Consider the following 24352-nt stretch of genomic DNA (forward strand, 5'->3'; position numbering starts at 1 on the left):
TTGCGATGGATACGAACGGCCGCTTCCGCGCAAAGCGGCCGTTCATCAACGAACTGGCTGAAGCGCTGATCATCGTGTTCCGGACCGACAATGGTTCTGGTTGTCATGAGAGCGCCTGCCGTGATCCGATACCGATCCGGCGCGCCGTCCAAAGACTGGAATCATTCTGGCCAGCATGGTGTCCCGAAGCACAAAATGGTGGAAAAGCGCCGCCGTCACGTGGAGAGAAATCAGCGCTAGAAGCGACCAAACAAAGAAAACATGAACGTGGTATGTCATCGCGCTGACCGGATGTCCGATGGAAAAGCTAGAGCCGAGACGATCGATGTTCGGCAGCCTAGGAACGGCAGTGCATCCCACCTCTGACGCGACGATCCAGCCGGTCAGTGGCGTCAGCAACATCAAGGCGTAGAGCGTCCAATGCATGGACTCTGCGACGACCGTAGAAATGCGAGAGCCGCCGCTCTCCACCTCGGGCCATGGCAACAGCGTCCGCAGGAAGAGCCTGACAACCACAAGACCCAGCACGGTGAGGCCGGCGTAGGCGTGCGCGACGAATGCCTCCTGGCGCGGACCATTCCCATAGCCGAAATACAGCGCTAGGATCATTGCCAAGGCTGCGGCCCAATGAGCGATGACCGAGGCGATATTGGGCCGTTTGAAGGGTTGGATCATCGGTATCAATGGGTATTTGGGGAGTGAATTGTGCAGCGATTATCGCGTGCGATTTGACAAAAGCGGCCTGCCATCGATCGCGCTGCCCCGCCCCAACCGAGACCCGGCCGCGACGGGTTAGTCCCGTACGCAGGCGGTCTTGTGGTCGAGATCGAACGGCTCTGGCGAATGTGCCGAGCGGCCGTCGCCTCACACTAGGTTGCCTCTTTTCCTTCAAGCTTCTGGGCGAGCCATCGACAGTCAGCAATATAGTGCGGCTTATCGATCGGAGTTTGCTTGAATTTGCTTGAATTTGCGCAAAAATTGCATGATTGAACTTCTCATTGGTCACGAGTTGACTAGGAGCCTCGCGACGGCGCAACGGAAGATTGCGGCCCGCCGACGTAGTGCCAGGCGGATTCTTTCACTAAAGACAAGGCCCACGAACACCGCGCCAAGGTCCGTTCCTGGCACTTTTCGGACCTGACAGGCTCACCTGATCCGTTCTTGAGGGGCAAAGCAGACATCCCCGTTCCGTTACTGGCGATTCGAAGTCCGTGTTCAGTAGCGCTTGACGCCGGCGGTGTGATTTCGGCGATGCGGCCGTACCGACACACGTACTCCCCACGCGTCGCCGAGCGGTGCCTGCGAGGCCATTGTACCCGAAAATCCGCGGCCATCGTTCGAATAGATGGAGAAGGTCGGGTCCTGGGCTGCGGCCGCGGCGGGCTCTGAGATCGCGTCCCATGCCGAGGCGGGCGTCGCAAGGAGCGCGGAAAGAACGAGCGTCGCGCCCAAAAATTTGAAGCTGGTCATGCCATCCGCCTTGTTACTGGCGCGCAACCCATGCGCGTGCTGTCCATTGACATGACTGACAGTTGGGCGTTGGCATTCCCCTCGCGCAGGGGTGGCGCAATCACGCTTCGGCGATCGGCGCGTGATGTCACACAGGATCGGAAGGTTTGCGCGACCCTTCAGGGGCCCCAGGAAGACCGCGCCATCGACGAAGCGCAGCTCCGGCGTCGCAGGAGTAAGCCATGATTGGAAAACCGTCCGCGATGGTTACGATCATTTTGGTAGAGCTTGCTGCCTTGGGCGGCCTAGCGCCTTGCGGCGCAGGATAGGTACACGCTGAAATTGGGCGAGCTCGCGTTTTCTGATTTCAGAGGATCGTCGGCTCCCATGTCCATCGTCGCAACGCCATCTGCCGAACCGTCATCCCATCAATTGATTAGACTGGGGCACTATTCCCCATCCCCATCTCCGCATGGTGCACCTGCGGAAAGAGACTAAGATCTTTATCGCCAAATCCACATTTCAACTTGGACCTTGGCGGTCGACCCGGTATGAACGGGCTACGTTTTCACCCGCACGCCCGGGTGAGGGCAATCGGGGAAGCCAATTCGCTAAACGAAGTAAGTATCTGCTACGCCGTCACCGTGAATTGAAATACGGCCCCCCGCGGTTCATTGGCGCTCGCCCACAATCGTCCGCCGTGCGCTTCAATGATCGAGCGGCAGATCGACAAGCCCATCCCCAAGCCGCCGGGTTTGGTGGTGTAAAAGGACTCGAACAACCGTTCGACGCTCTCGGGTGTCAACCCCGGACCTGAATCCCGCACGGAGACGAGAACCCCAGGGTCGGCCTTTGCGGTGCAGATCTGCAATTCCCGCGGTCCCTCGCTCATTTCGCTTATCGCCTCGATGGCGTTGATGAGCAAATTGAGAATCACTTGTTGCAGTTGAACACGATCTCCTTGAATCGCCGGCAGGCTCTCCGCAAGCTGAGTTTGAGCTGAAATCCCGTTCTTCTCAATTTCCCGGCTGGTCAATGCGATAACCTCCAGGATCACTTCGTTGATCTCCAAGCTATCCTTGTGCGGGGGCGCCTTTTTGACGAGGGCGCGGGTCCGGTCCATAACTTCACCGGCCCGAATGCCGCTCTCCATGATGAGTCCGAGCGCCTCCCGGACCTCCTCTAGATTTGGCGGATGGGCGCCGAGCCACCGCATAGCGGCATCGGCGTAGGTGACTGCCGCCGCGATCGGTTGATTGATTTCGTGCGCAATCGAAGCCGATAATAGCCCCATCGTTGCGACGCGGTTCGCGTGCGCGAGCTCCATTTGCACTTCGCGGTATCGCCGCTCGCTCTCACGGGCTTCTGCTTCCGCCCGCTTACGCTCGGTCAGGTCGAGTACGAAACCGACACCCTCATTCGGCCTTCCGTCGAACAGGGTTGCACCGACCAGCACCGGCACGCGACTCCCATCTTTCCGGAAATATTCTTTCTCATATGGTTGCGCAGTTCCACTCATCTCTAGCTGTGCTGCCCGAAGGTCGTCTGCGCCGCGCCATTCGGGAGGCGTCAAGTCCCTCCAGCTCAAACGGCCAGCGATAAGATCGCCGCGGTCATATCCTATGATGCGCAGATAAGCGTTGTTGGCATCAATGATCCGACCGTCGGCACACCACTTAAAGATGCCTATGATATCGATGTCGACCAGCCGTCTTATCTTCGCCTCGCGGTCCTGCAGATCATCATAGAGACGGATGTTCTCCAATGAGATCGCCGCCTCGGATGCTAAAAGTTTGAGGACGACGATCCGGTCGGGCGTGAAGACGTGCGGGGCCAAGTTGTTCTCAAGGTAAAGCACCCCAACCAGTCTGGTTTCCTTGAGCAGCGGCACGCAGAGAATTGAACGTGCGTGATGCCCTTGAATGTAATCGTCGGCGGAAAACTGTTTATCGCCTGCGGCATCGTGCAGAAGAACGCTCTCTTTCTTCCGAACGACGTAGTGGAGCACCGACAGTGGAAGATCCGCAGCGGTTACGCTCCCTTGCCGCGGACCGACTGCCACCGTATCGCTGCTTGTCGTGGCTTCCGCCTGTATTCGATGCTCGTCGTCTCGCGCAAGGATCAAGAGACCTCGCTCAGCACCCGCGTGCTCAACTGCTGTACGCATGAGCGTGTCGATCAGCTTCTCTAGGACGATCTCGCCCGATATGGCTTGTGAGAGTTTTATTACGGTAGCAAGGTCCAAATGCTCGGCGGGTGTCAGGATCGTGCTCGTCGAATCGGGCAGGGGCTTCTTATCTCTGAGGTGCGGATACAGCATGTCGAGTTGCCGTACCTTGCCATCGGCCCCCCATTGCAGATAGCAGTCGCGGGCGTCCCGCAAATACGTGTCTGCAATTTTGTCGAAGCCACGTGCCTTGTAGAAGCGGGACGCGAGTTCGTTGGCGAGCGCCTCATTGTGGACAAAGCCGTTTGCTCGCGCCGAACGGATGGCCTGCTCGTAGAGCCGCTCGGCATCGAGCTCGCGGCCTTCGATCCGAGCGATCTCCGCACCCACCAATGCGGCACGGTTTTCGAAATTCTCCGGACAATTCTCCTCCCACACCTGGAGCTGCCTATAGTGATTTGCCAGAGCTTCAAAATGCTGCTGTCTCCGGTCGAAAGATGCGGGATCCCAGCATGCCGCGTGAGAAAGCGCGCTATAGAAGTGAAATTCTGCCGTTTCGAATTGTGATGGTGATGTCCAAAGCAGCCGTTTCGCCCTCAATGAGGCATCGAGGGCCGAAGCATAATCTCCGGCAAAGAAGCGGGCTTGTAGTTTTCGGATCAAATACCAGCACTCAGCCTCCGCCACAACCAGACCACTTGAAAGATGTTGTTCAAAATGAAACTCATCGAATTGCTCATCGTTGAAAACGCCGAATTTCGCGGTCAACCCGCGGAGGCTCAGGATTAGTCTGAGCTGGGCCGTGATGTCGTCGACAATGAGACCGAAGCCAAGCTTCCGGGCAAACTCGAGTCCCTTCTCGGCTTCATATTGCACCTCCGCGAGCTGATCTCCGGCCGCCAAAAGATTTGTGACTAGGTGGTTGCAGCTATAGGCCGCGAAGGTAAGGTCACCGATTTCGTTTGCGGCATCGAATGCGCGACGCACCAGATTACGGCCGGCCTGGACATGTCTCGCCCAGGGGATGACCATATTTCCAAAACACATATAGGTTCGAGCCTGAAAGCGCTTCAATCCATGTTTTTCGACCAACTCATAGCCGAGTCGGCCGAAACGGAAGCCATCCTGATAGTTGTTGAATCGCGGTCCAGCAATGACGGCAAGCCATACATATGCAAAACATGACCCGTCGCTATTGCCGTGCTCGAGGCTGAGATTGACCATATGGCAAATGACAAGCGAAGATAGGTTTTCGTCGGTAAAATATGCCGCCGACATGACCTTTGTCAGAACATCCATCGTCGAGAGAGAGGCGGTGTCGCTCATTAAAGGGAGCTCGGTAAGGGCATCGATCGCGCGCCTTCCGAGCAGCGACCAGATCCGATCGTATTCCTGTAGCACGTCCTCGTATGTTGGGTGCGGCGACCATTCGACGCCTACATGTCGCAGATAGTTAAGGCAGACTGCAACTGCGCGATCGCTCTGATCAAGTATCGTATACAGATCAACCTGCAGACACGTGATGATCGCTAGTTCGATCGTGTTTGCGGCGCGTGATGAAAGCATCGTCAAGCGATCCGCTGCCGCCGCCGACTGGCCAGAGAGAACCTCGCATTCGGCTCGGTCCAATTCCAAAGTGAAAATGAGCTCGCGCCTGCGCTCCCAGGCATCGTGGGCCAACAATGCTCTGCCGGCAATGAGATATCCAAGCGCTGAGGTGTAGGCCGTGGATGCCTTGGCACGCTTGCCTGCGATCAGGTTGAGCTCGGCCACATGCTCGCGTTCGTCTCGCGAAGTGATCATTGTTGCGCCGCGGTTGAGCTGATTGACAATATCGAAGATCGCTTTCTCTCTCTGCTCTGGAGGGATATGCGTCACTAGCAGCCGCCCTATTTGAAGATGAGCTTCCGTGCGCGACGGTTTCGAGATTAGGGAATATGCTGCTTCCTGAACACGGTCATGTAGAAACTTGTAGGAAACTGTCGAGCGAAAGATGAGGCCCGCTTGGACCGCTTCCCAAAGCTTGTGGTGCATTTCCTCCTGCGTCTCCTGGTAAACCATCATAAGCAGGGCGAATTCCGCGTTGTTGCCCAAACAAGCGAGTTGCTGCAAGGCGTTCTGGGTTTCGACGGCTAGCCGGCTCAACTTTTCTACCATAAGGTCCACCACATTATGGGTGTAGCCCTTAGCGTGAATCTGAGCCAACTCCCAGGACCATCGAGAATCGCCATGATCGAAGTTGAGTAACCCCTCGTCGGCAAGCGAAGAAATAAACTGAATAGCGAAAAATGGATTGCCGTTAGTTTTTTCGTGGACCAATTGTGCCAACGGAGCCGCGCGCTCAGGCTCGCAGCGGAGAGTATCCCCAATGAGCTGTTCCAGGTCCTCACGGACCAGCGGTGTGAGGACGATCTCCTGCACTGCCGCTCCAGTTTTTCGAATCGTTTCGAGCTTGCGCATCAGCGGATGGGTGGAATCGACTTCGTTGTCTCGATAGGCGCCAATTAACATCAGGTGCTGCACATCCGGCTGAGTCAGCAGGTCCTCGAGCAAATCGAGCGTTGCCGCGTCGAGCCACTGCAAGTCGTCGAGGAAGAGAGCAAGCGGATGCTCCGGTCGTGCGAATACGCTGATGAATCGCCGGAACACCACCTGGAAGCGGCGCTGCGCGTCCTGTGGCGGAAGAATAGGGACCGGCGGCTGTTCTCCTACGATGAGGTTCAGTTCAGGGACGAGACCGACAATGAGCAGTGCGTTCGGGCCGAGTGCCTCTTGAAAAGCGTCGCGCCAGACGCGCAGCTCGGGTTCGCTCTTGCTTAGGAGGGAACGGACAAGGCTCTGAAACGCTTGGGCCAACGTGGCATATGGGATGTCACGCTTATACTGCTCGAACTTACCCGAGGCAAAAAGGCCGCGCGACGGAACAAGCACCTTGTGCAGCTCATTGACGACAGAGGACTTACCGATTCCGGAATAACCAGAGACGAGCACCAATTCCGGCCTGCCACTCGCTACGACGCGGTCGAAGGAGGCAAGCAGAGTCTCGGTTTCGGATGCTCGCCCATACAGTTTCTCGGGAATCAGTAGCCGGTCTGGCGTGTCGTGCTCGCCAAGCGGAAATTCGCCGATGTGGCACCGAGTTTCCCATTCGGCAAGGCAGCGTCGCAGATCACTCTCGACGCCGGCCGCCGTCTGGTAGCGTTCCTCAGCCGTCTTGGCGAGCAACTTCATGATGATTGCGGAGACGGGAGTCGGAACATTCTCTAACCGCTCGCTTGGCGGTGTCGGCTTTCTCGCGATATGGCAGTGAACCCATTCCATGGGATCGGAAGCCGTAAACGGAAGACCCCCAGTCAGCATTTGGTAAAGCGTGACTCCAAGTGAGTAGAGATCGCTCCGAGAATCGATCGAACGGTTCATCCGCCCGGTCTGTTCTGGCGCCATGTAAGCGAGGGTTCCGGCGAGGAATTCGGGGAGATCGGCTGACTGGCGCTCGCGCGGAAGGCGCGAAGCGATACCAAACCCGGTCAGCCAAGTTTGGCCGGTCACGGAATTGACAAGGACATTGGTCGGCTTGATGTCCTTGTGAACGAGACCACCTTTATGTAATCGGCCAAGCGCGGCCGCTAAGGCGACCGCGAGGCGCAGGAATGTTTTAATCTCCATGCGCGGACCGATAAGGCGGTCAAGCGGCTCGCCCCCCGGGTCCTTAAGCATGAGTATAGTCTGCCCGCGCTCGCGCACGAGCTCCAACGGTCGCGCCGCCCATGCATCGTCCAAATCGTCCTTAACCTCATATTCATGCGTGAGACGATTGAGGCTGCCGGGCGTCGGGTGCTCCGCGACCGGAAGCATTACCAGGACAGATTGCCGATCGCCATTGGCACAGGGGCGCCATCTTCTGCAGAAGAGGCGTTCGCCGTCCTCCCACAACACCTCGGAGCCAATATCGCCATTCCCGCTGAACCAAGAGGAAGGGTCCATCTGTCAACTCCGCGGACAGGCCAAGCCGGCGCCGGCCCGCCGTATATTCGGCGTGGCTCGTGTCCGCGCTCGTGATGACCGCCAGAATAACGCCACGTCACGCTCAACGCTTGCGTGTCAATTAATCTCCCTGCTCGATGCCGTCTGTGCGCGCAAGGCAACTTGAATTGAAAGGCCGCGCCTTTTGACTGTGTTCCCGGTGGCCCACTGCGCCCGATGACGTCGCTCCCTCACTTGCCATCCGCATCACTGGCGTTAAGAATTCAATCTTCGAGCTCCCAAATCAAGATCGGAATGATGTTGTCGTCAACTAGGCGCTAGATCTTTGATCATTCCAGTTCAATATCAGGGTTCGATTTCCACTCGTCGTGCTGAACAGTGATCTCATATGTCCTGCGAAAGCTAGAAACGCGGTTGCGCCGTTCTGTCATGAAATATCAAGGTCTCGCTGCCTTCGTTCTTGCCAAGAGCGGTCGGGTAGGGCCCTGAAATCCATCCGGGCGTGGTGAGCAAACTAACGGGTAACATCGCACCTCCCTCGTCAAAAACGCCGGGCGCATCGAATTTTTGCTCGGCCAGCTCATACGAACTGAAGCGAAATCCTCCTCTTCGACCTAATCCATCCGAACGTCCATCTTATTAGAAAACGCCGGCGGTCGCCCAAATTTGAACCTGCATCGGCGTCCAATTTTACCTCTTTGAGCGACGAGTCTGAGTGGTAGCGCTCGCGCGTCGGCAGGTTCGTCTGTATACCTAAGGCGCTATCGCCGCGAGCGACAAGCAAGAACACTCGGCGGCGCGAGCCACTGCGGTCGGTTCACAGGCTCCTCTCCGATTTCCCAACAGGTGACGGGGGTATGGAAAGCGCGCTGAACGCCACCTTCGAAGTCCTGACCTTTGGGGCCGTCGTCGTCCTCGTGGTATTGGGACTCGGCATCATCGCCGGAATGATGGGCATCTTCAACTTCGCCCATGGCGAGTTTGTTTTGCTCGGCGCCTACACCACATATCTCGTTTATAGCTTTGGGGCGCCGGTTTGGCTCAGCATGCTCGCGGCGCCCCTTGTGGTGGCGGCCATTGGCTTTGTTCTCGAGCGCCTTGTTATCCGACGCTTTTATGCCGCTCCCGTTGCCGCCATGCTCGGAACCTACGCGCTCGGCCTTATCATTCGGGAGGGCGTGCGCAGCCTCATCGGCTCGGTGCCGGAGCCGATCGTCGGCTCGCTCGCTGTCGGGGACGTCCAACGCTCGCGTTGGCGGTGCGCCATCGTCGTTATCACCGCCCGTGGTGACGATCGCCAGCTACCTGCCGCTAACCCGGACCTCCTTTGGGCTGCGCGTCCGCGCGGCACTCGAGAATCCGTCTCTCGCCCGCGCGTCCGGCATCTCAACCAACGTTCCTCTATGCCGTCACTTTTACGTTCGGCGCGGCCCTCGCCGGCCTCGCTGGCGCACTGGTAGTTCCGATGTTCTCGCTTTTTGCCGATCTCGGCATCCGCTTCCTCATCCTAGGCTTTTTCGCGATTATGCTGGGAGGCATCGACACGTTCGAAGGATAGCTGGCGGGCGCCGCTGTAGTCGGCGCGCTGAGCGCGGCGCTACCCTGGGTAGTAGCGCCGGTGCTGGCCGATATCTTGATCCTCGTCATCGTTATCGTTTTCGTCAAACTTAAGCCGGGAGGACTGATTGCGAAAAGGAGAATATGAACCATTGCAAGCAAATTAACGTCAGCGGCATCTCTTCCTTGACGGGCCGGCGGCGGTTTCTACAGAACACCGCCTGGATGAGCGGGGTGCTCGCGACGGGCATCAGCAGCTGGGCCATTCGACCTAGCTCAGTGAATGCGGCGGCGGCACCGATCAAGGTCGGTATCGCTACCGACCTCACTGGCGCCATTGCCTATGAAGGCATAGCCAATGCCAACGTCGCCAAGATGGTGGTGAAGGACATCAACAATGCCGGCGGCATTCTGGGTCGCCCGATTGAACTCTTTATCGTAGACACGGCCTCCAACGAATCGGTCGCCGTCGCCAATGTTCGGAGACTCATCCAGCGCGACAAGGTTGACGTCGTGCTGGGTGGCATCACCAGTTCGATGCGCAACGCCATCAAGGATGTTATCGTCACGCACGGGAAGACGCTCTATATTTATCCAGAGCAATACGAGGGCAAGGAATGCACGCCCCACATCTTTTGCACTGGACCGACCCCGGCGCAGCAATGCGACCAATTCATCCCCTGGCTAATAAAGAACGGCGGCAACCGCTTTGCGCTCCCGTCCGCAAATTACGTGTGGCCGCACGTCCTCAATGAATATGCCCGCAAGGTCATCGAAAACAACGACGGTGAGGTGATTTTCGAGGAGTATTATCCGCTCGACCAAATAGAATACGGCGCTACCGTCAACAAAATAATGACCAACAACGTCGAAGTGGTGTTCAACACCATTATCGCGCCTGGCGTAGGACCTTTCTTCAAGCAGCTCTACCAAGCCGGCTTCAGCAGGCGCGGTGGCCGTCTTGCCTGCGTCTTTTTCGACGAGAATGCCCTCAACATTAACGAACCCAACGAAATCGAAGGGCTGGCCAGTTGCCTCGACTATTTCCACGCAGTGACAGCCGAAGATCCGGCCAGTGCAAGGATCCAGGCGCAATACGACAAGGAATTCCCCGGCAAAATCTTTTTTGCGGCAGGAAGCGCTGCGACGGGCATGTATCGGGGCCTGAAGCTGTGGGAATTGGCGGTGAAGGAGGCGGGCAATCTCGACCGCGAGAGTGTCGCCGCGGCGCTCGACCATGCAAAAATCAGCGAGGGACCCGGCGGACCTGCCGAAATGGTGCCGGGTAAGCGTCACTGCAAGATGAACATGTATACGGCCGTTGCCAAAAACGGAAATTTCGAGATTGTCGCGCGCAGCGAGGGTCTCGTCGATCCGAGGGAGTGCTGAACGCTGGCTGACAACACGGCAGCAGCGCCGTCGAGTATCACCGGCTCGCGCCGCAATCGCCGGCGGCAAGTGATTCCCATACTCGAGATCGTGCTCCTTGTCGTGTTTGCGGCGGCCCCAATTATGCTTGAGGACTATCTCACTGTCTTCGTTACGCGCGTCTTCATCCTCGCGCTGCTAGCGCTTAGCTTCGATCTCGCGTGGGGGTACTCCGGCATCATGAGCTTCGGGCAGGCTCTGTTCTTCGGGGCGGGGGGATACGGCGTGGCCCTTCTGGCTCGCGACCTCGAAATTGCGTCAAGTCTTGCCCGCTGCGCTTGCCGTCGGCCTGATTTCTTCGTTTGCCGTCGGCGCGCTCCTGCTGCTCGGGCGCAATCCGCGGACAACGATCTTCGTCGCGTTGGGCACCCTCACCGGCTCCTATATGGCCGAGCGGTTGGCGCGCGGCTGGTACTATATCGGCGGGGCAGAATGGCATCCCTTCCATCCCACCGATGACAGCCGGTGGCTACGAATTTTGCCGAGGGCGCTGCTATTATTATCTCGCCTTCGGCGTGCTTGTGATCGTCTATCTGGCGGCCACACCGGTCGGGCGAGCATGCGGCGGCCTCAGCCTCAAATTCCAGATCACCAGCGTGCTCCCGGCGCTTACAGTGTACGACAACGTGCTTCTTGCGCTGCAGGCGCAAAGCTCGATTGCCAGCCTAATCTTTTCGCGTACGCGTGAATCGCTTCATGAGCATGTTATGCACCTGCTCGCACAGTTTCACCTGGCTCAGCGGTGCGCGGAGCGAGCAGCCGCCCTAATCCATGGCCAGCAGCGATGGCTCGAAATCGCTATGCCTCTCGCGTGCACGCCGCACCTGCTCTTGCTCGACGAGCCGACTGCCGGGATAAGCCTAGAGGAGCGACGCATCACGGCGAGTTGCTAATGCCGATCAAACGTCACAGCTCGCTGGGGATCGTCGAGCACGACCTCGATTTTATCCGCAATATTTGCGATGTTCTCACTGTCCTCGACCAAGGCAAGGTCATCGAAAGCGGAACAGTCAGACATATACAGAGCGGCCGGAACGTGCAGGAGGTCTATCTTATTCCTGTCTGAGTTGGCGTTTCTCCAAGTCCGCGACCTGTGCGTCTCATACGGCGTTAGTCAGGTGCTGTTCGATGTAAGTCTGGCGACGCCAAGACATGGCGCCATAGCGGTACTTGGTCGGAACGGCGCCGGCAAATCGACGTTGGCAAAGACAATTGTCGGCGAACTCGCCCCCCGCCGGTAGCATCGCCCTGAATCGTCAGGACATCACGCGGCTGCCGACCGAACGTCGAATTCATACAGGCCTAGGCTACGTGCCGCAGGAGCATTCGGTCTTTAACCGACTGAGTGTGCGCGAGCACCTTGAGGTGGGTGCGCTCACGAACCGAGACCGGTCAGCGATCGATCAGGTGCTCGCCTGGTTCCCCAAGCTCGACGGCTCGATCAGCCACACTTTCTGGTGGGGAGCGCAAAATGCTGGCGATCGGCCGTGCCATCTCGTCTAGTCCCAAGCTCCTACTGCTCGACGAGCCGACTGAGGGCTTGTGGATCGGTGTTGTGGAGGAGATCGCCGAGTGTTTGCGAAATCTTGTCAAAGATATCGCTGTCGTTATTGTCGCGCAGCATCTCGAGCTCGCGCTGGGCGTAGCGGACTACGCTTATGTCCTCGATCGAGGTCGAGTCGCTCCTGAGGATCGATCGGCTGCCGTGCGCAAAGATCCAATGCTTCTACAGCTTCTCGCGCCCTAAGCGAACGTCGCGTTGCAGCAAGTTATGACAGCGTCAATGTCCTGCAGCGCAAGCCCAGCAATATAGCGAAAGCTTCCAGCGATCTGGGTGAGCTCTGAGATAGCGAGTTAGTTCAACGTCGGGCGGATCAAGCGCGAGGTGATCGAGCCCTGCTTGGCTCGATACAAGGGGCCGCCTCATCAAAACGACGGGCGATGGCGTGCTCGCAGACCCCGCCAACCATAGGCGAGCATCGAAAAGGCTCGATGCTAAAATTTACCAGTCCGGTCGCGGCTAGCGTGTTTGATACCCGCAAGTCCGTGTGGGCGAGACTGCTATGGCTCAGAAGCGCATTCAACGAAGGTTAGCCGCCATCTTGGCCGCCGACGTCGTGGGCTACTCCGCGCTCATGGAGCGAGCGGAGGAAGCCACCTACGCCGAGGATGAGCATGGACGCAGCACTTGAGCGTCAAAGCAGCGGAAAGCGGCGACTCGAATTCTCAACGGGGGCTATGGAAAGTCGCGGCTGGACACTGGTGGAAAACGAAAATCGCAAGTTGATAAAGCGTGCCAGGCGCGTCGATGCTCTGCGGCGGCTGACGAGCTTGAGGTTGCGGTCGCTTGCAATAACTGGGACCTACAACTCACTAAATCGAGGAATTGCCGACCTCGCATGAATAGGACCAGCTATAGCGGCCGCCCGACCACGTGGTGCAGTGTTTCAATTGACGCTGCGCTCGCTCGTGTCCGGCAGGGGAAATAGGGTGTGACATTCACGTCGCGATGTATGACCGTATCATCTGCTACGTGGCCTTAGAAGGTCCCTTGGGCCTGCTCAGTGCCGCTTGCAGACAGTCAGCCACACGGCTCCCCTGCAGGTCGAGCGGTTTATGCAGGAAACAGACGGCCCCCGCGTTCATTGCTTTCGTTCGAACGACGTCGTTCGGGTAGGCAGTTATGAAAATAATGGGTATGTCGAAACCCAACTGAGATAAACGTTCCTGAAGCTCGAGGCCGCCCATATTCGGCATTTGTACGTCCGCAATCAGACAGCGAGTTTCTTTCACCCACGACGATCGCAAATACGACTCAGCGGAGGCAAATGCACGGCCTGTGAGCCCGAGTGATTTCACGAGCTTCTCTATAGCCCCGCGAAACAAATCGTCGTCATCCACGATCGATATGATGGGAACCTCTGCCAACCGTTCGTTCCGCCATCGGTAGAGAAGCACACTGCCCACCACAGGGTGCCACGACCCGGTCATTCGGGATATACTACCTGGGTTTTAGTTTTCCTATTGTTCTTGCCCCCGAATTCCGAGGTTCTCGGCAATGAGCACCAGGTCGGCCAGTGATTTCGTGCCCATCTTTCGCATCACATGACCACGGTGAATCTTAACGGTCATTTCGGTTATGCCGATTCTGAAAGCCACCTCCTTGTTCATAAGGCCGGCTGTCACCAGCGCCATAATTTGACGCTCACGAGGTGTCAGCGACTGAAACCGGGCTTGGATATCCAAATTGGACTGCTCTTCTCTACGATGCTTCAGATCGCGTTCAAGAGCCCGGGTCACGGCGTCAAGCATCTCCTGGTCACGAAACGGCTTTGTTAGGAAGTCGACTGCGCCGGCCTTCATTGCCTTGACCGACATTGGAATATCCCCATGACCGGTAATGAAGATGATGGGTATCTTCAGCCCTAATCGACTTAGTTCTGCTTGCAGGTCGAAGCCGCTCAGCCGAGGTAGTCTGACATCTAAGACCAAGCAGCTGGGGACGGTAGGTAGTGGATGTTCCAGTAGTTCCGTTGCGGATGCGAACGTTCGTACGCTCAGTCCGACCGAACGAAACAAACTGCTGAGTGCGCCGCGGGCGAGCGGATCATCGTCGATCACAAGTACAGTTGGCTCGTCCGCAGCTGGGACGGTTGAAGCAGTAGGCTCGCCTTTTTTCATAGCGCGAGTTTCCGTTTCACATAGGGAAAGTTCCGTTTTGACCGAAGTTCATGGTCATTGTACCAAGACCGTGTGCTAGTCTATGGACGCGTAAGTCGCTCGCGCCCTTCGTTTCAAGCGAGAAGCAATTGACAGGGCGTAGTAACTCGCAAGCGCCGGCAAATAAGCCTGCAACTGCCTCCGAATAGGAGAGGGCCATGTAGTGGACAACAATCGCGACCGTAGCTGCGAAGGTCCATGCTGCGAACGCGGTTCGGCCGAAGCTCGGCAGTTTTTCGATACTAGAATTGTGCCGGACAACCAATCGGTCTCTGATCATCACAGCGCCGATCGGTGTAACGAGGGCCCCCAGCAAGTTTAGCCAGTCGAGAAACAAGCTCCAGACTCCCGCAATGCCTGCGATACGCCTTTTCTCACAGAGGCGTGACCGATTATAATGCTGTCGGAAATCCGAGGGCAACGTATTTAGCGGACAGTTCCGATCCGCACGGCTCCAATTTACTACGCGTTGCGAGAAACTTCTTGGGTCCAATCGATGAGTGGACCCGTGGGCCCAAGGCCCCCGGTGCAAAGGATTTGTGCAGGCCGTCACGTTGACCTCGGGAACTCCGATCCACTCCAGGTTATTTCCGTTTCGATTGTTTTGTTGATTCTGTTCAGATTTTTTTTCAGCACCTCCGGGAGGAATGGGTTGCCCGCCAGGTAAGATAGCGGCCAGTTTGGGGAAGATCGCAAAAGCCAGCTTCTCGAACAGGCCGCTCGATAGCGTGCCTGAATGTTCTCTCTGAATTGTGAGGGCAGCGAGGTCCTGAAGGATGCGGCAATCTGTGGGCACGTCTGCGCTTTAGGGGTGCGTCCACATCTGACCCCGCACAGCCAAGTCCCAGTTCGAATGGGTTCTGGCATGCCACGGCGGGCTAAAAAGAGACTTTAACAAATTATCAACGACCGTGCCAGCCCCTCCAAGCGGCTCCACGAAGGATAGTAGCAGGCCTTCAATGGTGCATCCAGTGTCGACTTTCCGGTAGTAAGATGTACGCTATCGCGAAAGTTGGATCGGAACGCTTCGATTCATTGGTTGGGCGGTTCTGTTATGATCAATCGCTGCCGTTCAAGGGAGACGCCCGCAACAAGGCCCTTCGGACCCGAGTAGGATATGCGCCTGCTCTGTGCTAGATTCATGCTACGTCGCACGGGCAGAACCGACGCGCGTCGAAAGGAGATTGGCATGTACTTGAGGACAAGCGTGAAGGTAAAATAGTCTCTGCGCGGATACTGGACACGAGATCAGCTACAAATGACTCGTTTGAAGTCCAAGTCGAAGAAGAAAACGCGGACGGTAATCGGACGCTCAAATGCAGCGCGCCAAAGAGAGCGATATTCCAAGACTAAGATTGTGGTCGATGATCGCCACGTAGATTCCTCTAAACTAAGCGGAATTCGGCAGGGCCAAGGGGAGTCCTGGGACCAAGGCAGCCTGACGCCCGAGCGGATCCACAGCGTAAAGAAAAACATTGTGGCTCAACGACGAGCCCAACGTCGTCGCATGGGCGAGGTTAGAACCGCTTCGGAAGCCCTTTCGCACGAAATAGACCAGTATAAACAAGTCCTGGACCGATCGCGGTTGCACCTCGAGGTCCTGCATAAATTGCCCGCGGTCGCATGGACAGTTACGCGGCATGGCAGCTGCGACTTTGTGAATCAATTCTATGTGGATGCGACCGGCCTGTCGGCGGATTATTGCACGGCGCCGCTCAAAACGTGGAGAAAGACTCCCAGCGATCTTCCGCCTTTTCTTTCCGTTTTGCATCCGGACCATAAGGAACGTGTGTCCCATATATTTTGGGACGGCGTCCGATCAGGCGGAGGCTGGACGTTTGAGGCACCATTTCTTCATGCAGACGGCTCCTATCATTGGCACTTTGACCGTGCGGTCCCGGTGCGAGACGCCCAGGGCAAGGTTCTCCGGTTCGTCGGCTCTAGTTCCGATATCCAGGAGTTGAGGTCGGAGAGGGACTCGCTGGTGGACAGGGAGAGGCGCCTTCTCGCAATCATCGATGGTAGCCCCAACCCGATCTTTCTTAAGGACCCTGATGGTCGCTTTTTGCTGGTCAACAGAGAATTTGAAAGGATCACCGGCGTCTCCCGCGATCAGATTATTGGTAAAACTGAGGATGACCTATCTAAATTGCGCGAAGCGGGCGCGCTTCGAACGAACGATCGAGATGTGCCCCGGTCGGGCGAGGTGATGCTCGAGGAGCTTGCTACAACCGATATAGGTCCACGCTGGGGCGCAGTTCGGAAGTTCTCAATCGTCGATGGGGACGGTCGAATCTATGCGACCGCCCACATCACGACGGATGTCACAGCACGCAAAAAGGCGGAGGAACACCTCCGCCTGGCCGAGGACCAAACGCGGTTGATCTTGGATTCCTCCCTCGACGCTGTCATCACGATTGACGCGCGTGATACAATTACCGGCTGGAGCAAAAGCGCCGAAGACATATTTGGATGGTCCTGCGAGGAAGCGGTCGGCAAGCGCATCGTGGATACGATCATCCCCATGCAGTATCGCGAGGCTCATTTGCGAGGGTGTGAGCATTTTCTCGCTACCGGCGAAGGCGCGATACTAAACAGACGCGTCGAGATAGCGGCGCTCCATAGGGCTGGACATGAATTCCCCGTCGAGCTGACTGTCACTGCTATCCGGCTGGAATCTTGGCACTTCACCGCCTTCGTGCGCGACTTGACGGATAAGCGACGAGTAGAGGAGGCGCTCCGCGAAGCGCGGGAAGAGCTGACCCGGGTGACCCGTCTTACCGCGATGGGGCAACTGTCTGCGTCCATCGCTCACGAGATCAACCAACCTCTGACCGCCGTTGCGGCCAATAGCGATACGTGCCTCTACTGGTTGAGCACGAAGGAGCCGGATCTCGCCAAAGCGAGGGCAGCTGCCCAGCGGTTGGCTAAGGACGCGCGGCGCGCGAGCGAGATAATCGCCCGCATTAAGGCGTTGATGAACAAAACCCCGGTTGAAAAGGCCCCGCTCGATATTATGGACGCGATTCGTGATGTCATGAAGCTAACGCAAGGGGAATTTCGCAAGCATCGCATTACGACGCTTGCGGATCTGCACGACTCGGTTCCGCGGATCAACGGCGACCGTGTCCAATTGGAGCAAGTCATTCTGAATCTCGTATTGAACAGTATCGACTCAATGATGCTTGTGGAGGATCGTCCAAGGACCCTTTCGATAAGATCTCGGGTGCTGGATGACAGAATGGTTGAGATCTCATTCCACGACACTGGCGTTGGACTCGATTCGACCGTGGTCGATCGACTCTTCAATGCGTTCTTCACAACGAAACACAATGGAACGGGTATGGGCTTGGCAATTTGTCGTTCGATAATCGAAGCCCACGACGGACAGATTTCGGCGACCCCGGGCGCTCCATTTGGAGCAGTTTTCCAGTTCAGCTTGCCCACTGCAGATGGACCATGAATGAAAGTGACCAGCCCATCGTTGCCGTCATAGACGACGACGAATCCGTCCGCGAAAGTTTGCGTGGGCTTCTGGAAACGATCTCCTTGCAGGTCGCGCTCTTCAGGTCAGTTGAGGCGTTTTTGGGCGCCAACCCTCCGGTACTACCGAGCTGTATCGTTCTGGATGTTAGACTTCCAGGAGCAAGCGGGTTCGAGCTGCAAAAACAGCTAGTCGCGGCTCACGTCGATACGCCGATTGTATTCATCACTGGCCATGGCGATATCCCGATGTCGGTGCGAGCCATGAAAGCAGGCGCAATAGAGTTCTTGTCAAAACCTTTCCGGGAGCAAGAGCTACTCGATGCGGTACGCCAAGGGATCGAACGCCACCGTGCGCGCGCCGCGCAACGACGCGCTTGGGCGCAAATCCACGAGCGATTTGCGGTCTTGACCGATCGCGAAAAGGAAATCATGGCCTTGCTTGCAGGGGGACGCGTAAGCAAGCAGATTGCCGGCCAACTTGGCGTCAGCGAAGTGACTGTCCGCGTTCATCGTAGCCAAATCATGCAAAAAATGGGCGCGCGCTCGCTGACGGATTTGGTACGAATTGCGGACCGGCTCAAGACGGATGACGAAAACCCCTTGGACCCGGTCGCTGAAGGCCCCTACGATGGGCCGCCTCGCACGAGCCGCACGGTGAAGCGCGTCACAAGGAAACAGAAAGGTCGCGGCAATCTCGCGAAGTAACTTTCTGACTATCCCCGGGTAACCCATTGATGTGATTGTGGTGCGTTCCTCTCCGAGCCCATCACAAGACTTAGATGGCTCCTCCATCTGGCGACACATTTTGCCCGGATTGCCTCAGCTTCGCATCGCGCTCCCAATGAGTCCGCTGCCAGGCCCATGGGTCCGCGCCAGCTGTGGATGAACTGAGGCCGGCGTTTTGCTTATGGCCGGATAAGCGAAGAGGCGCAGCCTCTGAACTCGATCGTAGTTTGCCTAAACGATACGAAAGGACTTCCCTTTCATTGTTTATTTGCGACTACAAAATGGTAGGGGCCGAAAGCCGGCTGTGCGAGTTAAGCTACGCCAATTAAGTCAACAGCCGCGAACATGGAGAACTCCGTTGAATACACTGGAGCTAGTGGCAATCGTAGATGACGACGAGAACGTTTTGATAGCGATGCAGGGACTCGTCGAAACATTCGGTTACCGAACTGCTGCCTTCGGATCAGCGAACGAATTTCTGACGTCGGATGCGATAAATGAAGCCGGCTGTCTGATTGTCGATGTGCAAATGCCTCAAATGAGCGGGATCGAGCTTTTTCATACGCTCATGGCGACCAGATATCCGATGCCTGCGATATTCATCGCGGCCAATCCGAATCCCAAGGCTGAAAAGCGACTGCTCGAAGAAGGAGCAATCGCCTATTTGGCCAAACCTGTTCGAACGGAGGCCCTGCGTGCAAGCCTCCGTATGACATTGTATCGACTACCAGGGAGTGACAGTCATGACAACGATTGGCGAAACTGCCCGCCGCATCAGCACCGCTGAAGTCATTGTTGAGCCCATCGTCTACGTAGTTGACGATGATTGCCTCATCCGTGGGATGCTCAGCAGCCTGTTTCGATCGGTTGGCTTGCAGGTTCGGTTATTTGAGTCCGCTCGAGAATTGTTGCAATCTGAACTGGACGATGCTCCCAGTTGTCTGGTTCTCGATATCAGAATGCCTGGTCTGAGTGGCTTTGATCTTCAAGCTGAATTAGCTAAATCCAATATTAGGATCCCAATTATCTTTCTGACCGGGCACGGGGATGTTTCAACGTCGGTAAGGGCGATGAAGGCTGGCGCGGTCGACTTTCTGACCAAGCCTTTCCGCGAGCAGGACATGCTTGATGCGGTTGCTACGGCGCTCGAGCGCGATCAGAAACGGTCCAATGAAGAGAGATCCCACTCGGACCTCCAAGATCGGTTCGCCTTATTAAGCGACCGCGAGCGCCAGGTTATGGCATTGGTGACGGGCGGCCTTATGAACAAGCAGGTCGCGAGCAAGATCGGTATAGCCCAGCAGACAGTGAAGCTCCATCGGGGCAACCTGACGCGAAAAATGCGCGCCAAATCGCTGGCCGATCTGGTTCTGATGGCGGAAAATCTCGGGATCCGTGGACGGGAGAAAGAGCAGAACTAGACGGTAGCTGATGGGCCAGGGCGGTCTGCCCAGGTAACGATAAGATAACCTGTTATGGCGCAAGCAGCAAAGACATCGTTGTCATTCCTGGAGCAGCACCTGTCTGGTGCGCGGGGCAAGGGTAACCCTTGCTCATCAGGGCTCCAATCTGTCACGGTAGACAGTTCGACCAAATCCCTTGCACTACTAAATGGATCGTGCCACCGACCGCTAGTTTCCAGGAGCGCTGATCCAGGGAAAAATGAGCCGCATGCTGAGATGCGGCCATTTTCGGGCGTTCCTCCTTATCACTTGGGTCGCACCATTGCTTAACCTAGGGTCGGGACTCATTAAATCCACCATACAAGAGCGGCGATCAGACAGACAGAGGCCAAGTAGTTTCGAGCCAGTCTGTCATAGCGTGTTGCGATACGGCGGAAGTCCTTTAGCCTGTTGAATGCAGCTTCGATGCGCCAGCGAAGCTTGTACAGGCGTTTGCTGAAGCGGAACGGTTGCTTCCTGTTGCTGCGGTTTGGAATGACCGGCCTGGTTCCGCGTTCATCCAGTTCTTCGCGCAATTCGGCGCTGTCGTAAAGCCTTGTCGCCAAGCATACGCTTCGCCGACTTTACCCTGCGGATCAGGCGTTCTGCGACCGGGCAGTCGTGGGCTTCACCTCCGGTCAACAGAATGGCGATGAGGCGTCCTTTAGCATCTGCGAGTGCGTGGATCTTCGTGTTGCGCCCTCCGCGCGAGCGGCCAACAGCCTGCTTCTGCTCCCCCCTTTTCCGCCCGATGCCGAGCGGTGCGCTTTGACGTGTGTGGAGTCGATCATCTGCGTGTCTGTGGATCGTCCGTTCCCAGCAAGGTCCCGGAACAGGTTTTCCCAGATGCCACGCCGCGCCCAGCGTACGAAGCGGTTATAGATCGTCGTCGGTGGACCATAAGCTTCCGGGCAATCGCACCAGCGGCAGCCGCACCTGAGCACGTGCACGATCCCGCTGATCACGCGTCGGTCATCGGCGCGCTCGACGCCACGCACATCCTTCGGCAAATGCGGCTCAATCCGTGCCCATTGCTCGTCGCTCAGCCAGAACAGATTTCGGCTCATCAATTCTTCCCCCAATACGAATCAATATCGTATTGTTCAAACAGAAAAATTAATGAGTTCTGACCCTAGTACGTGCACGCTGATGATGCTTGTGCGGCGTTGCTTCACCTAGTTCAGTTTTGTGTTGATCTGTGCACTTGGCCCAGTTCAAAACTGTTGATGGTCGAGAACCACAAGGTCGAAAAAATTAGAGCAATCCAGGTCAATTCATCTGCGCAAGAAATCGTTAGGCTTGCGCGCAGACTTGGCCGCCCATCTAAAAAAGTTGAAACAGGATGGATTTTCACCATGTCCCGCTTAGAAGCTTATCGCGACGGATTCCCGAATGCTCGCCTGAACCGTTCGAAAACAGGCGTGCTTGAAGTGGCGCTGCACACTGATGGCGGCACGGTGGTGTTCAATGGGTATACCCATGAACAGTTCGTCGATCTGTTTCACGCGATCGCCTCCGATCCAGATAACCGCGTCGTCATCCTGACCGGCAGCGGCGCAGCGTTTATGGAGTCCATCAGCCCTGAGGGCTTCGACTTCTTCACTCCGCAAGGCTACGATAAGATCTATCGCGAGGGCAAAAAAGTTCTCATGAACATCCTTGACATCGAAGTGCCGCTCATTGCTGCGGTGAATGGCCCGGTACGGCTGCACTCGGAATACATCCTGCTCTCCGATATTGTCCTGGCCACTCCGTCGACCGTTTTTCAGGATAAGCCACACTTCGAATTTGGCATCGTTCCCGGGGATGGCGTCCATCTGCTGTGGCCGGAAGTGATTGGCACGGTACGGGGCCGCTACTTCATATTGACCTGCCAGGAGCTCGATGCGCAGACGGCCAAGGAATGGGGCGCGGTCAATGAAGTTGTGCCCGCCGACAAGCTGCTTGCCCGCGCCCGCGAGATTGGAGAAGAGCTCGCAAAGCTGCCGCCGCTCACCACGAGGTACACACGCATCGCACTGACCCAGAAACTGCGACGCATCATCGACGAGGGCGTCGGATACGGGCTCGCCCTGGAGGGCATTAGCGCTGCCGATGTGGCGAGGGCCAAATGAGCAAGACACCGAAACCCGGGTCCGACGACGCTGCGACCGGAAAAACGTCCAGTGGGAATACAGGCATCGAGTGTGCCTGTGAATCTGACGGTCAACGGCCTAGCTCACGCGATTACGGTTGGGCCGCGCATGACGCCCTGGCGGATGAAGGCATTATGCCGGTTTGAGCTTCGCCCCGCAATGCTCCACTCGCTCCAATTGGCGTTCATCGAGCACGACGGATTCCAATGCGGTCTCTGCACCGCGGGCCAGATCATGTGCGGGGTCGCCATGATCGAAGAGGCGAGGGCCGGTTGGCCAAGTGCCGCGACGGCGGATCGCTGGCGAAAAGATCTGAACAACACCTACGCTGAACTCCTCGCCCGCAACGGGGCTCTCATGCCTTGCAGCCGAAGGTGGCTGTGATCCGGTGGAGGAGGTGACCGGCCCTAAAGCAATCTGCAGCTTCTCCACCGTGTTTGCAGAGGTGCGCGTCAACCCTGACCTTGGGCTCGTGCGCCTGAACCGCTTCGTCGGCGCCTATGACGCCTGGATCATCAATCGCAAGACGGCGCGCAGCCAGGCGATTGGCGGCATCATCTGGGGGGTAGGTCAGGCCCTGCTGGAACAGTCCGAGACTGATCCGGCATCGGGCCAATTCAGAAACCGCAACTACACCGGCTACCTCGTGCCGACCATGCGGATATTGCGGAGCTCGATGTCTTATTCGTCGGCGGTTTCGAAAGAGGCGAGCCCACTGGGCGTTAAAGGTCTTGGCGAGCTGACGGCTGTATCGGTAGCGCCGGCCATTACCAATGCGGTCTTTCACGCGACCGGCAAACGTATTCGAGACCTGCCGGTCACCGTGGAGAAGCTGCTGTGAGAGATACGGTGCCACGAAGTGAACACATGCGACCGTGATCGACGAGGAGGTCAAGGCAGGATCAGTAGCTTAGGAAAGTGCCGACGCGGCGACTATCTCAGCCACCGATGCGAAATGGTAAGCTCTCAATTCGGCTTGCCGAGTACGAACGCGAACGGAACCACGAAGATTTCGACGCCAACATCGTCGCTGACGTGCAGGACCCAATCCCGGCAATGCTTTGCGCTATGCGCCATGATGAGGGACCGCACAACTCCTGCAGCGTGGTCACGCGCCTCAACGAGATTGTCTACAGCGGCGCCGTATTGATCAATCAATATCCCTCGGTCACAGGAACAATGGAAATAGACGTGGGTCACATTCTGCCTCCCTCGATTGCATTCGGCATGAGGTTCAAGATCGAAGACCTCCTTTCAACGTTGGCAATCCACAAGGCCGGTCCGGCTGTAAGACAAGGCCGTCGTAGGGTATTGGCCAAGACCTAACCTGACTTGTCCATTTCTCTCGCAGGTGTGTCGATCGTGCTATTTCTGGTGTTTTTGACGTGTTGGCTAGTCACTATCGCATTAGCGGGCCGGCAATCCTTGGCCCTCCGCGGGCCGCTGCCGTCGTTTTGTTATCGCCTCGGTGGCCGTCGCGCGACGCGAGCTGCGTCCTGCTTCAGCAAGTAGAGCGACACGGCAAACTGAACGACCGCAGACGATCCGCTCGCCCCGTGGATCAGTAATGCGAATTTCGTCGTTGAAAGCGCCTACGATGCCCGGTGACCTGCCGCATTTGATTCACGACAGCTGATCAGCCGGACAAGTTTTTGCGGATGGATATCATGGCCGTGGCGGTCGGCGGTATCTTGCTCCGACATCGGGAAATCATCGCCTGCCTACGCGCCGTCCAATTGCGAGTCGATAGCCTTCAGCTTCAGTTTCTCGCCTTCCGTCAGCGCCGCAGTCTCGGGAAGCCCCGGGTGCGCGGACCGGCGCAGGACCGGGAAGACGATCGCAAACAGGCCGATGATCAATATCGCGAGCGGCGCGGCCCACAGGATCGCCGTATGCCAGCTCATCCGGGGCCTCAGCAGCACGAACTCGCCATAGCGCGCTACCATGTAGTCGACCACCTGGGTGTCGCTGTCGCCGGCCTTGAGGCGCTCGCGCACCAGCAGACGCAGATCGCGCGCCAGCGGCGCTTCGGAATCGTCGATCGACTGGTTCTGGCAAACCATGCAGCGCAGATCGTGCGAGATCGCGCGGGCGCGCGCCTCGAGCTTCGCATCGGGGAGAATTTCGTCCACCTGGACGGCATAGAGCGGCGGCGCACTGAACAGCGCCAGCGCCACCAGAAGAAACCGAACGCTCCGGACCATTCGACGTCCTTTAACCCGGGCCCAAGATCCTGTCCGAACTGGCCGCGGCGCGAC

The 24352-nt window shown here is 57.2% G+C and carries 15 protein-coding genes and 4 pseudogenes; 11 read left to right on the forward strand and 8 right to left on the reverse strand.

What is annotated here, in order from left to right:
* Window positions 1–69: 69 nt before the first annotated feature.
* The 3 genes from B5525_RS23815 to B5525_RS23825 all read right to left on the reverse strand — a co-directional run bounded on the left by B5525_RS23815 (window position 70) and on the right by B5525_RS23825 (window position 7600).
* Window positions 70–675, reverse strand: a complete 606-nt coding sequence (locus B5525_RS23815) for a cytochrome b (protein WP_079568192.1) — start codon at window positions 673–675, stop codon at window positions 70–72.
* A 540-nt stretch (window positions 676–1215) separates the two neighbouring features.
* The gene (locus tag B5525_RS23820; RefSeq protein WP_154073390.1) at window positions 1216–1470 is read right to left on the reverse strand and encodes a hypothetical protein; all 255 of its coding nucleotides are present in this window, start codon (window positions 1468–1470) and stop codon (window positions 1216–1218) included.
* A gap of 610 nt (window positions 1471–2080) precedes the next feature.
* Window positions 2081–7600, reverse strand: coding sequence for a trifunctional serine/threonine-protein kinase/ATP-binding protein/sensor histidine kinase (locus B5525_RS23825; protein WP_079568194.1), 5520 nt, complete (start codon window positions 7598–7600; stop codon window positions 2081–2083).
* A gap of 857 nt (window positions 7601–8457) precedes the next feature.
* On the opposite strand from B5525_RS23825, the pseudogene B5525_RS23830 reads away from it, so the two are divergent.
* The 4 genes and pseudogenes from B5525_RS23830 (at window position 8458) to B5525_RS23845 (ending at window position 12332) form a co-directional block, all read left to right on the forward strand.
* Window positions 8458–9305, forward strand: a pseudogene (locus B5525_RS23830) (branched-chain amino acid ABC transporter permease).
* Window positions 9302–10546, forward strand: a complete 1245-nt coding sequence (locus B5525_RS23835) for a substrate-binding protein (RefSeq protein WP_079568195.1) — start codon at window positions 9302–9304, stop codon at window positions 10544–10546. The pseudogene B5525_RS23830 and the gene B5525_RS23835 overlap by 4 nt, the downstream one beginning before the upstream one ends.
* Window positions 10547–10669: 123 nt before the next feature.
* A pseudogene (locus B5525_RS47910) lies at window positions 10670–11651 on the forward strand (ABC transporter permease subunit).
* Window positions 11644–12332, forward strand: a pseudogene (locus B5525_RS23845) (ABC transporter ATP-binding protein). The pseudogenes B5525_RS47910 and B5525_RS23845 overlap by 8 nt, the downstream one beginning before the upstream one ends.
* 782 nt (window positions 12333–13114) lie before the next feature.
* Here the strand turns inward: B5525_RS23845 and B5525_RS23850 are convergent.
* Both B5525_RS23850 and B5525_RS23855 read right to left on the reverse strand, forming a co-directional pair.
* Window positions 13115–13513, reverse strand: a complete 399-nt coding sequence (locus tag B5525_RS23850; protein ID WP_244567559.1) for a response regulator transcription factor — start codon at window positions 13511–13513, stop codon at window positions 13115–13117.
* A 93-nt stretch (window positions 13514–13606) separates the two neighbouring features.
* Window positions 13607–14266: a response regulator transcription factor gene (locus B5525_RS23855; protein ID WP_079568197.1), complete on the reverse strand. Its 660-nt coding sequence runs from the start codon at window positions 14264–14266 to the stop codon at window positions 13607–13609.
* Window positions 14267–15563: 1297 nt separating this feature from the next.
* Between B5525_RS23855 and B5525_RS23865 the strand changes: the two genes are divergently transcribed.
* The 4 genes from B5525_RS23865 (at window position 15564) to B5525_RS23880 (ending at window position 19938) form a co-directional block, all read left to right on the forward strand.
* A complete protein-coding gene (locus B5525_RS23865; RefSeq protein WP_079568199.1) occupies window positions 15564–17768 on the forward strand; it encodes a PAS domain S-box protein in 2205 nt (734 codons plus the stop codon).
* Window positions 17765–18496 carry a response regulator transcription factor gene (locus B5525_RS23870; protein ID WP_079568200.1) on the forward strand — a complete coding sequence of 244 codons (732 nt, stop codon included), beginning with the start codon at window positions 17765–17767 and terminating at the stop codon, window positions 18494–18496. Before B5525_RS23865 ends, B5525_RS23870 begins: the two co-directional genes overlap by 4 nt.
* Window positions 18497–18875: 379 nt before the next feature.
* Window positions 18876–19304, forward strand: a complete 429-nt coding sequence (locus tag B5525_RS23875) for a response regulator transcription factor (protein WP_154073391.1) — start codon at window positions 18876–18878, stop codon at window positions 19302–19304.
* Complete coding sequence (locus tag B5525_RS23880; RefSeq protein WP_079568202.1) at window positions 19261–19938, forward strand: response regulator transcription factor; 678 nt, start codon at window positions 19261–19263, stop codon at window positions 19936–19938. Before B5525_RS23875 ends, B5525_RS23880 begins: the two co-directional genes overlap by 44 nt.
* A 329-nt stretch (window positions 19939–20267) precedes the next feature.
* Here the strand turns inward: B5525_RS23880 and B5525_RS47915 are convergent.
* A pseudogene (locus B5525_RS47915) lies at window positions 20268–21026 on the reverse strand (IS5 family transposase).
* 159 nt (window positions 21027–21185) lie between these two features.
* Between B5525_RS47915 and B5525_RS23890 the strand changes: the two are divergent.
* From B5525_RS23890 to B5525_RS23900, 3 genes are all read left to right on the forward strand, one after another.
* A complete protein-coding gene (locus B5525_RS23890) occupies window positions 21186–22073 on the forward strand; it encodes an enoyl-CoA hydratase/isomerase family protein (RefSeq protein WP_244567560.1) in 888 nt (295 codons plus the stop codon).
* Window positions 22074–22253: 180 nt separating this feature from the next.
* Complete coding sequence (locus tag B5525_RS47530; RefSeq protein WP_338075313.1) at window positions 22254–22478, forward strand: 2Fe-2S iron-sulfur cluster-binding protein; 225 nt, start codon at window positions 22254–22256, stop codon at window positions 22476–22478.
* A gap of 4 nt (window positions 22479–22482) precedes the next feature.
* On the forward strand, window positions 22483–22935 hold the full coding sequence (locus tag B5525_RS23900) for a molybdopterin cofactor-binding domain-containing protein (RefSeq protein ID WP_172899954.1): 453 nt from the start codon (window positions 22483–22485) through the stop codon (window positions 22933–22935).
* 125 nt (window positions 22936–23060) lie between these two features.
* Here B5525_RS23900 and B5525_RS23905 read toward each other — a convergent pair whose 3' ends face one another.
* On the reverse strand, window positions 23061–23294 hold the full coding sequence (locus B5525_RS23905) for a DUF6894 family protein (RefSeq protein WP_079568206.1): 234 nt from the start codon (window positions 23292–23294) through the stop codon (window positions 23061–23063).
* Window positions 23295–23815: 521 nt separating this feature from the next.
* Window positions 23816–24298 (reverse strand): cytochrome c-type biogenesis protein, encoded by a 483-nt coding sequence (locus B5525_RS23910; RefSeq protein WP_079568207.1) that lies wholly within the window; start codon window positions 24296–24298, stop codon window positions 23816–23818.
* Window positions 24299–24352: the final 54 nt, after the last annotated feature.

Source organism: Bradyrhizobium erythrophlei (assembly GCF_900129505.1).
GTDB lineage: Bacteria > Pseudomonadota > Alphaproteobacteria > Rhizobiales > Xanthobacteraceae > Bradyrhizobium > Bradyrhizobium erythrophlei_D.

What these genes read in the sequence shown, in the direction of transcription:
- B5525_RS23825 (WP_079568194.1), bottom strand. Translation starts at nt 7,600, where the DNA reads ATGGACCCTTCCTCTTGGTTCAGCGGGAATGGCGATATTGGCTCCGAG.
- B5525_RS23870 (WP_079568200.1), top strand. Translation starts at nt 17,765, where the DNA reads ATGAATGAAAGTGACCAGCCCATCGTTGCCGTCATAGACGACGACGAA.
- B5525_RS23815 (WP_079568192.1), bottom strand. Translation starts at nt 675, where the DNA reads ATGATCCAACCCTTCAAACGGCCCAATATCGCCTCGGTCATCGCTCAT.
- B5525_RS23820 (WP_154073390.1), bottom strand. Translation starts at nt 1,470, where the DNA reads ATGACCAGCTTCAAATTTTTGGGCGCGACGCTCGTTCTTTCCGCGCTC.
- B5525_RS23910 (WP_079568207.1), bottom strand. Translation starts at nt 24,298, where the DNA reads ATGGTCCGGAGCGTTCGGTTTCTTCTGGTGGCGCTGGCGCTGTTCAGT.
- B5525_RS23835 (WP_079568195.1), top strand. Translation starts at nt 9,302, where the DNA reads ATGAACCATTGCAAGCAAATTAACGTCAGCGGCATCTCTTCCTTGACG.
- B5525_RS23865 (WP_079568199.1), top strand. Translation starts at nt 15,564, where the DNA reads ATGACTCGTTTGAAGTCCAAGTCGAAGAAGAAAACGCGGACGGTAATC.
- B5525_RS23855 (WP_079568197.1), bottom strand. Translation starts at nt 14,266, where the DNA reads ATGAAAAAAGGCGAGCCTACTGCTTCAACCGTCCCAGCTGCGGACGAG.
- B5525_RS47530 (WP_338075313.1), top strand. Translation starts at nt 22,254, where the DNA reads ATGCTCCACTCGCTCCAATTGGCGTTCATCGAGCACGACGGATTCCAA.
- B5525_RS23890 (WP_244567560.1), top strand. Translation starts at nt 21,186, where the DNA reads ATGGTCGAGAACCACAAGGTCGAAAAAATTAGAGCAATCCAGGTCAAT.
- B5525_RS23880 (WP_079568202.1), top strand. Translation starts at nt 19,261, where the DNA reads ATGACAACGATTGGCGAAACTGCCCGCCGCATCAGCACCGCTGAAGTC.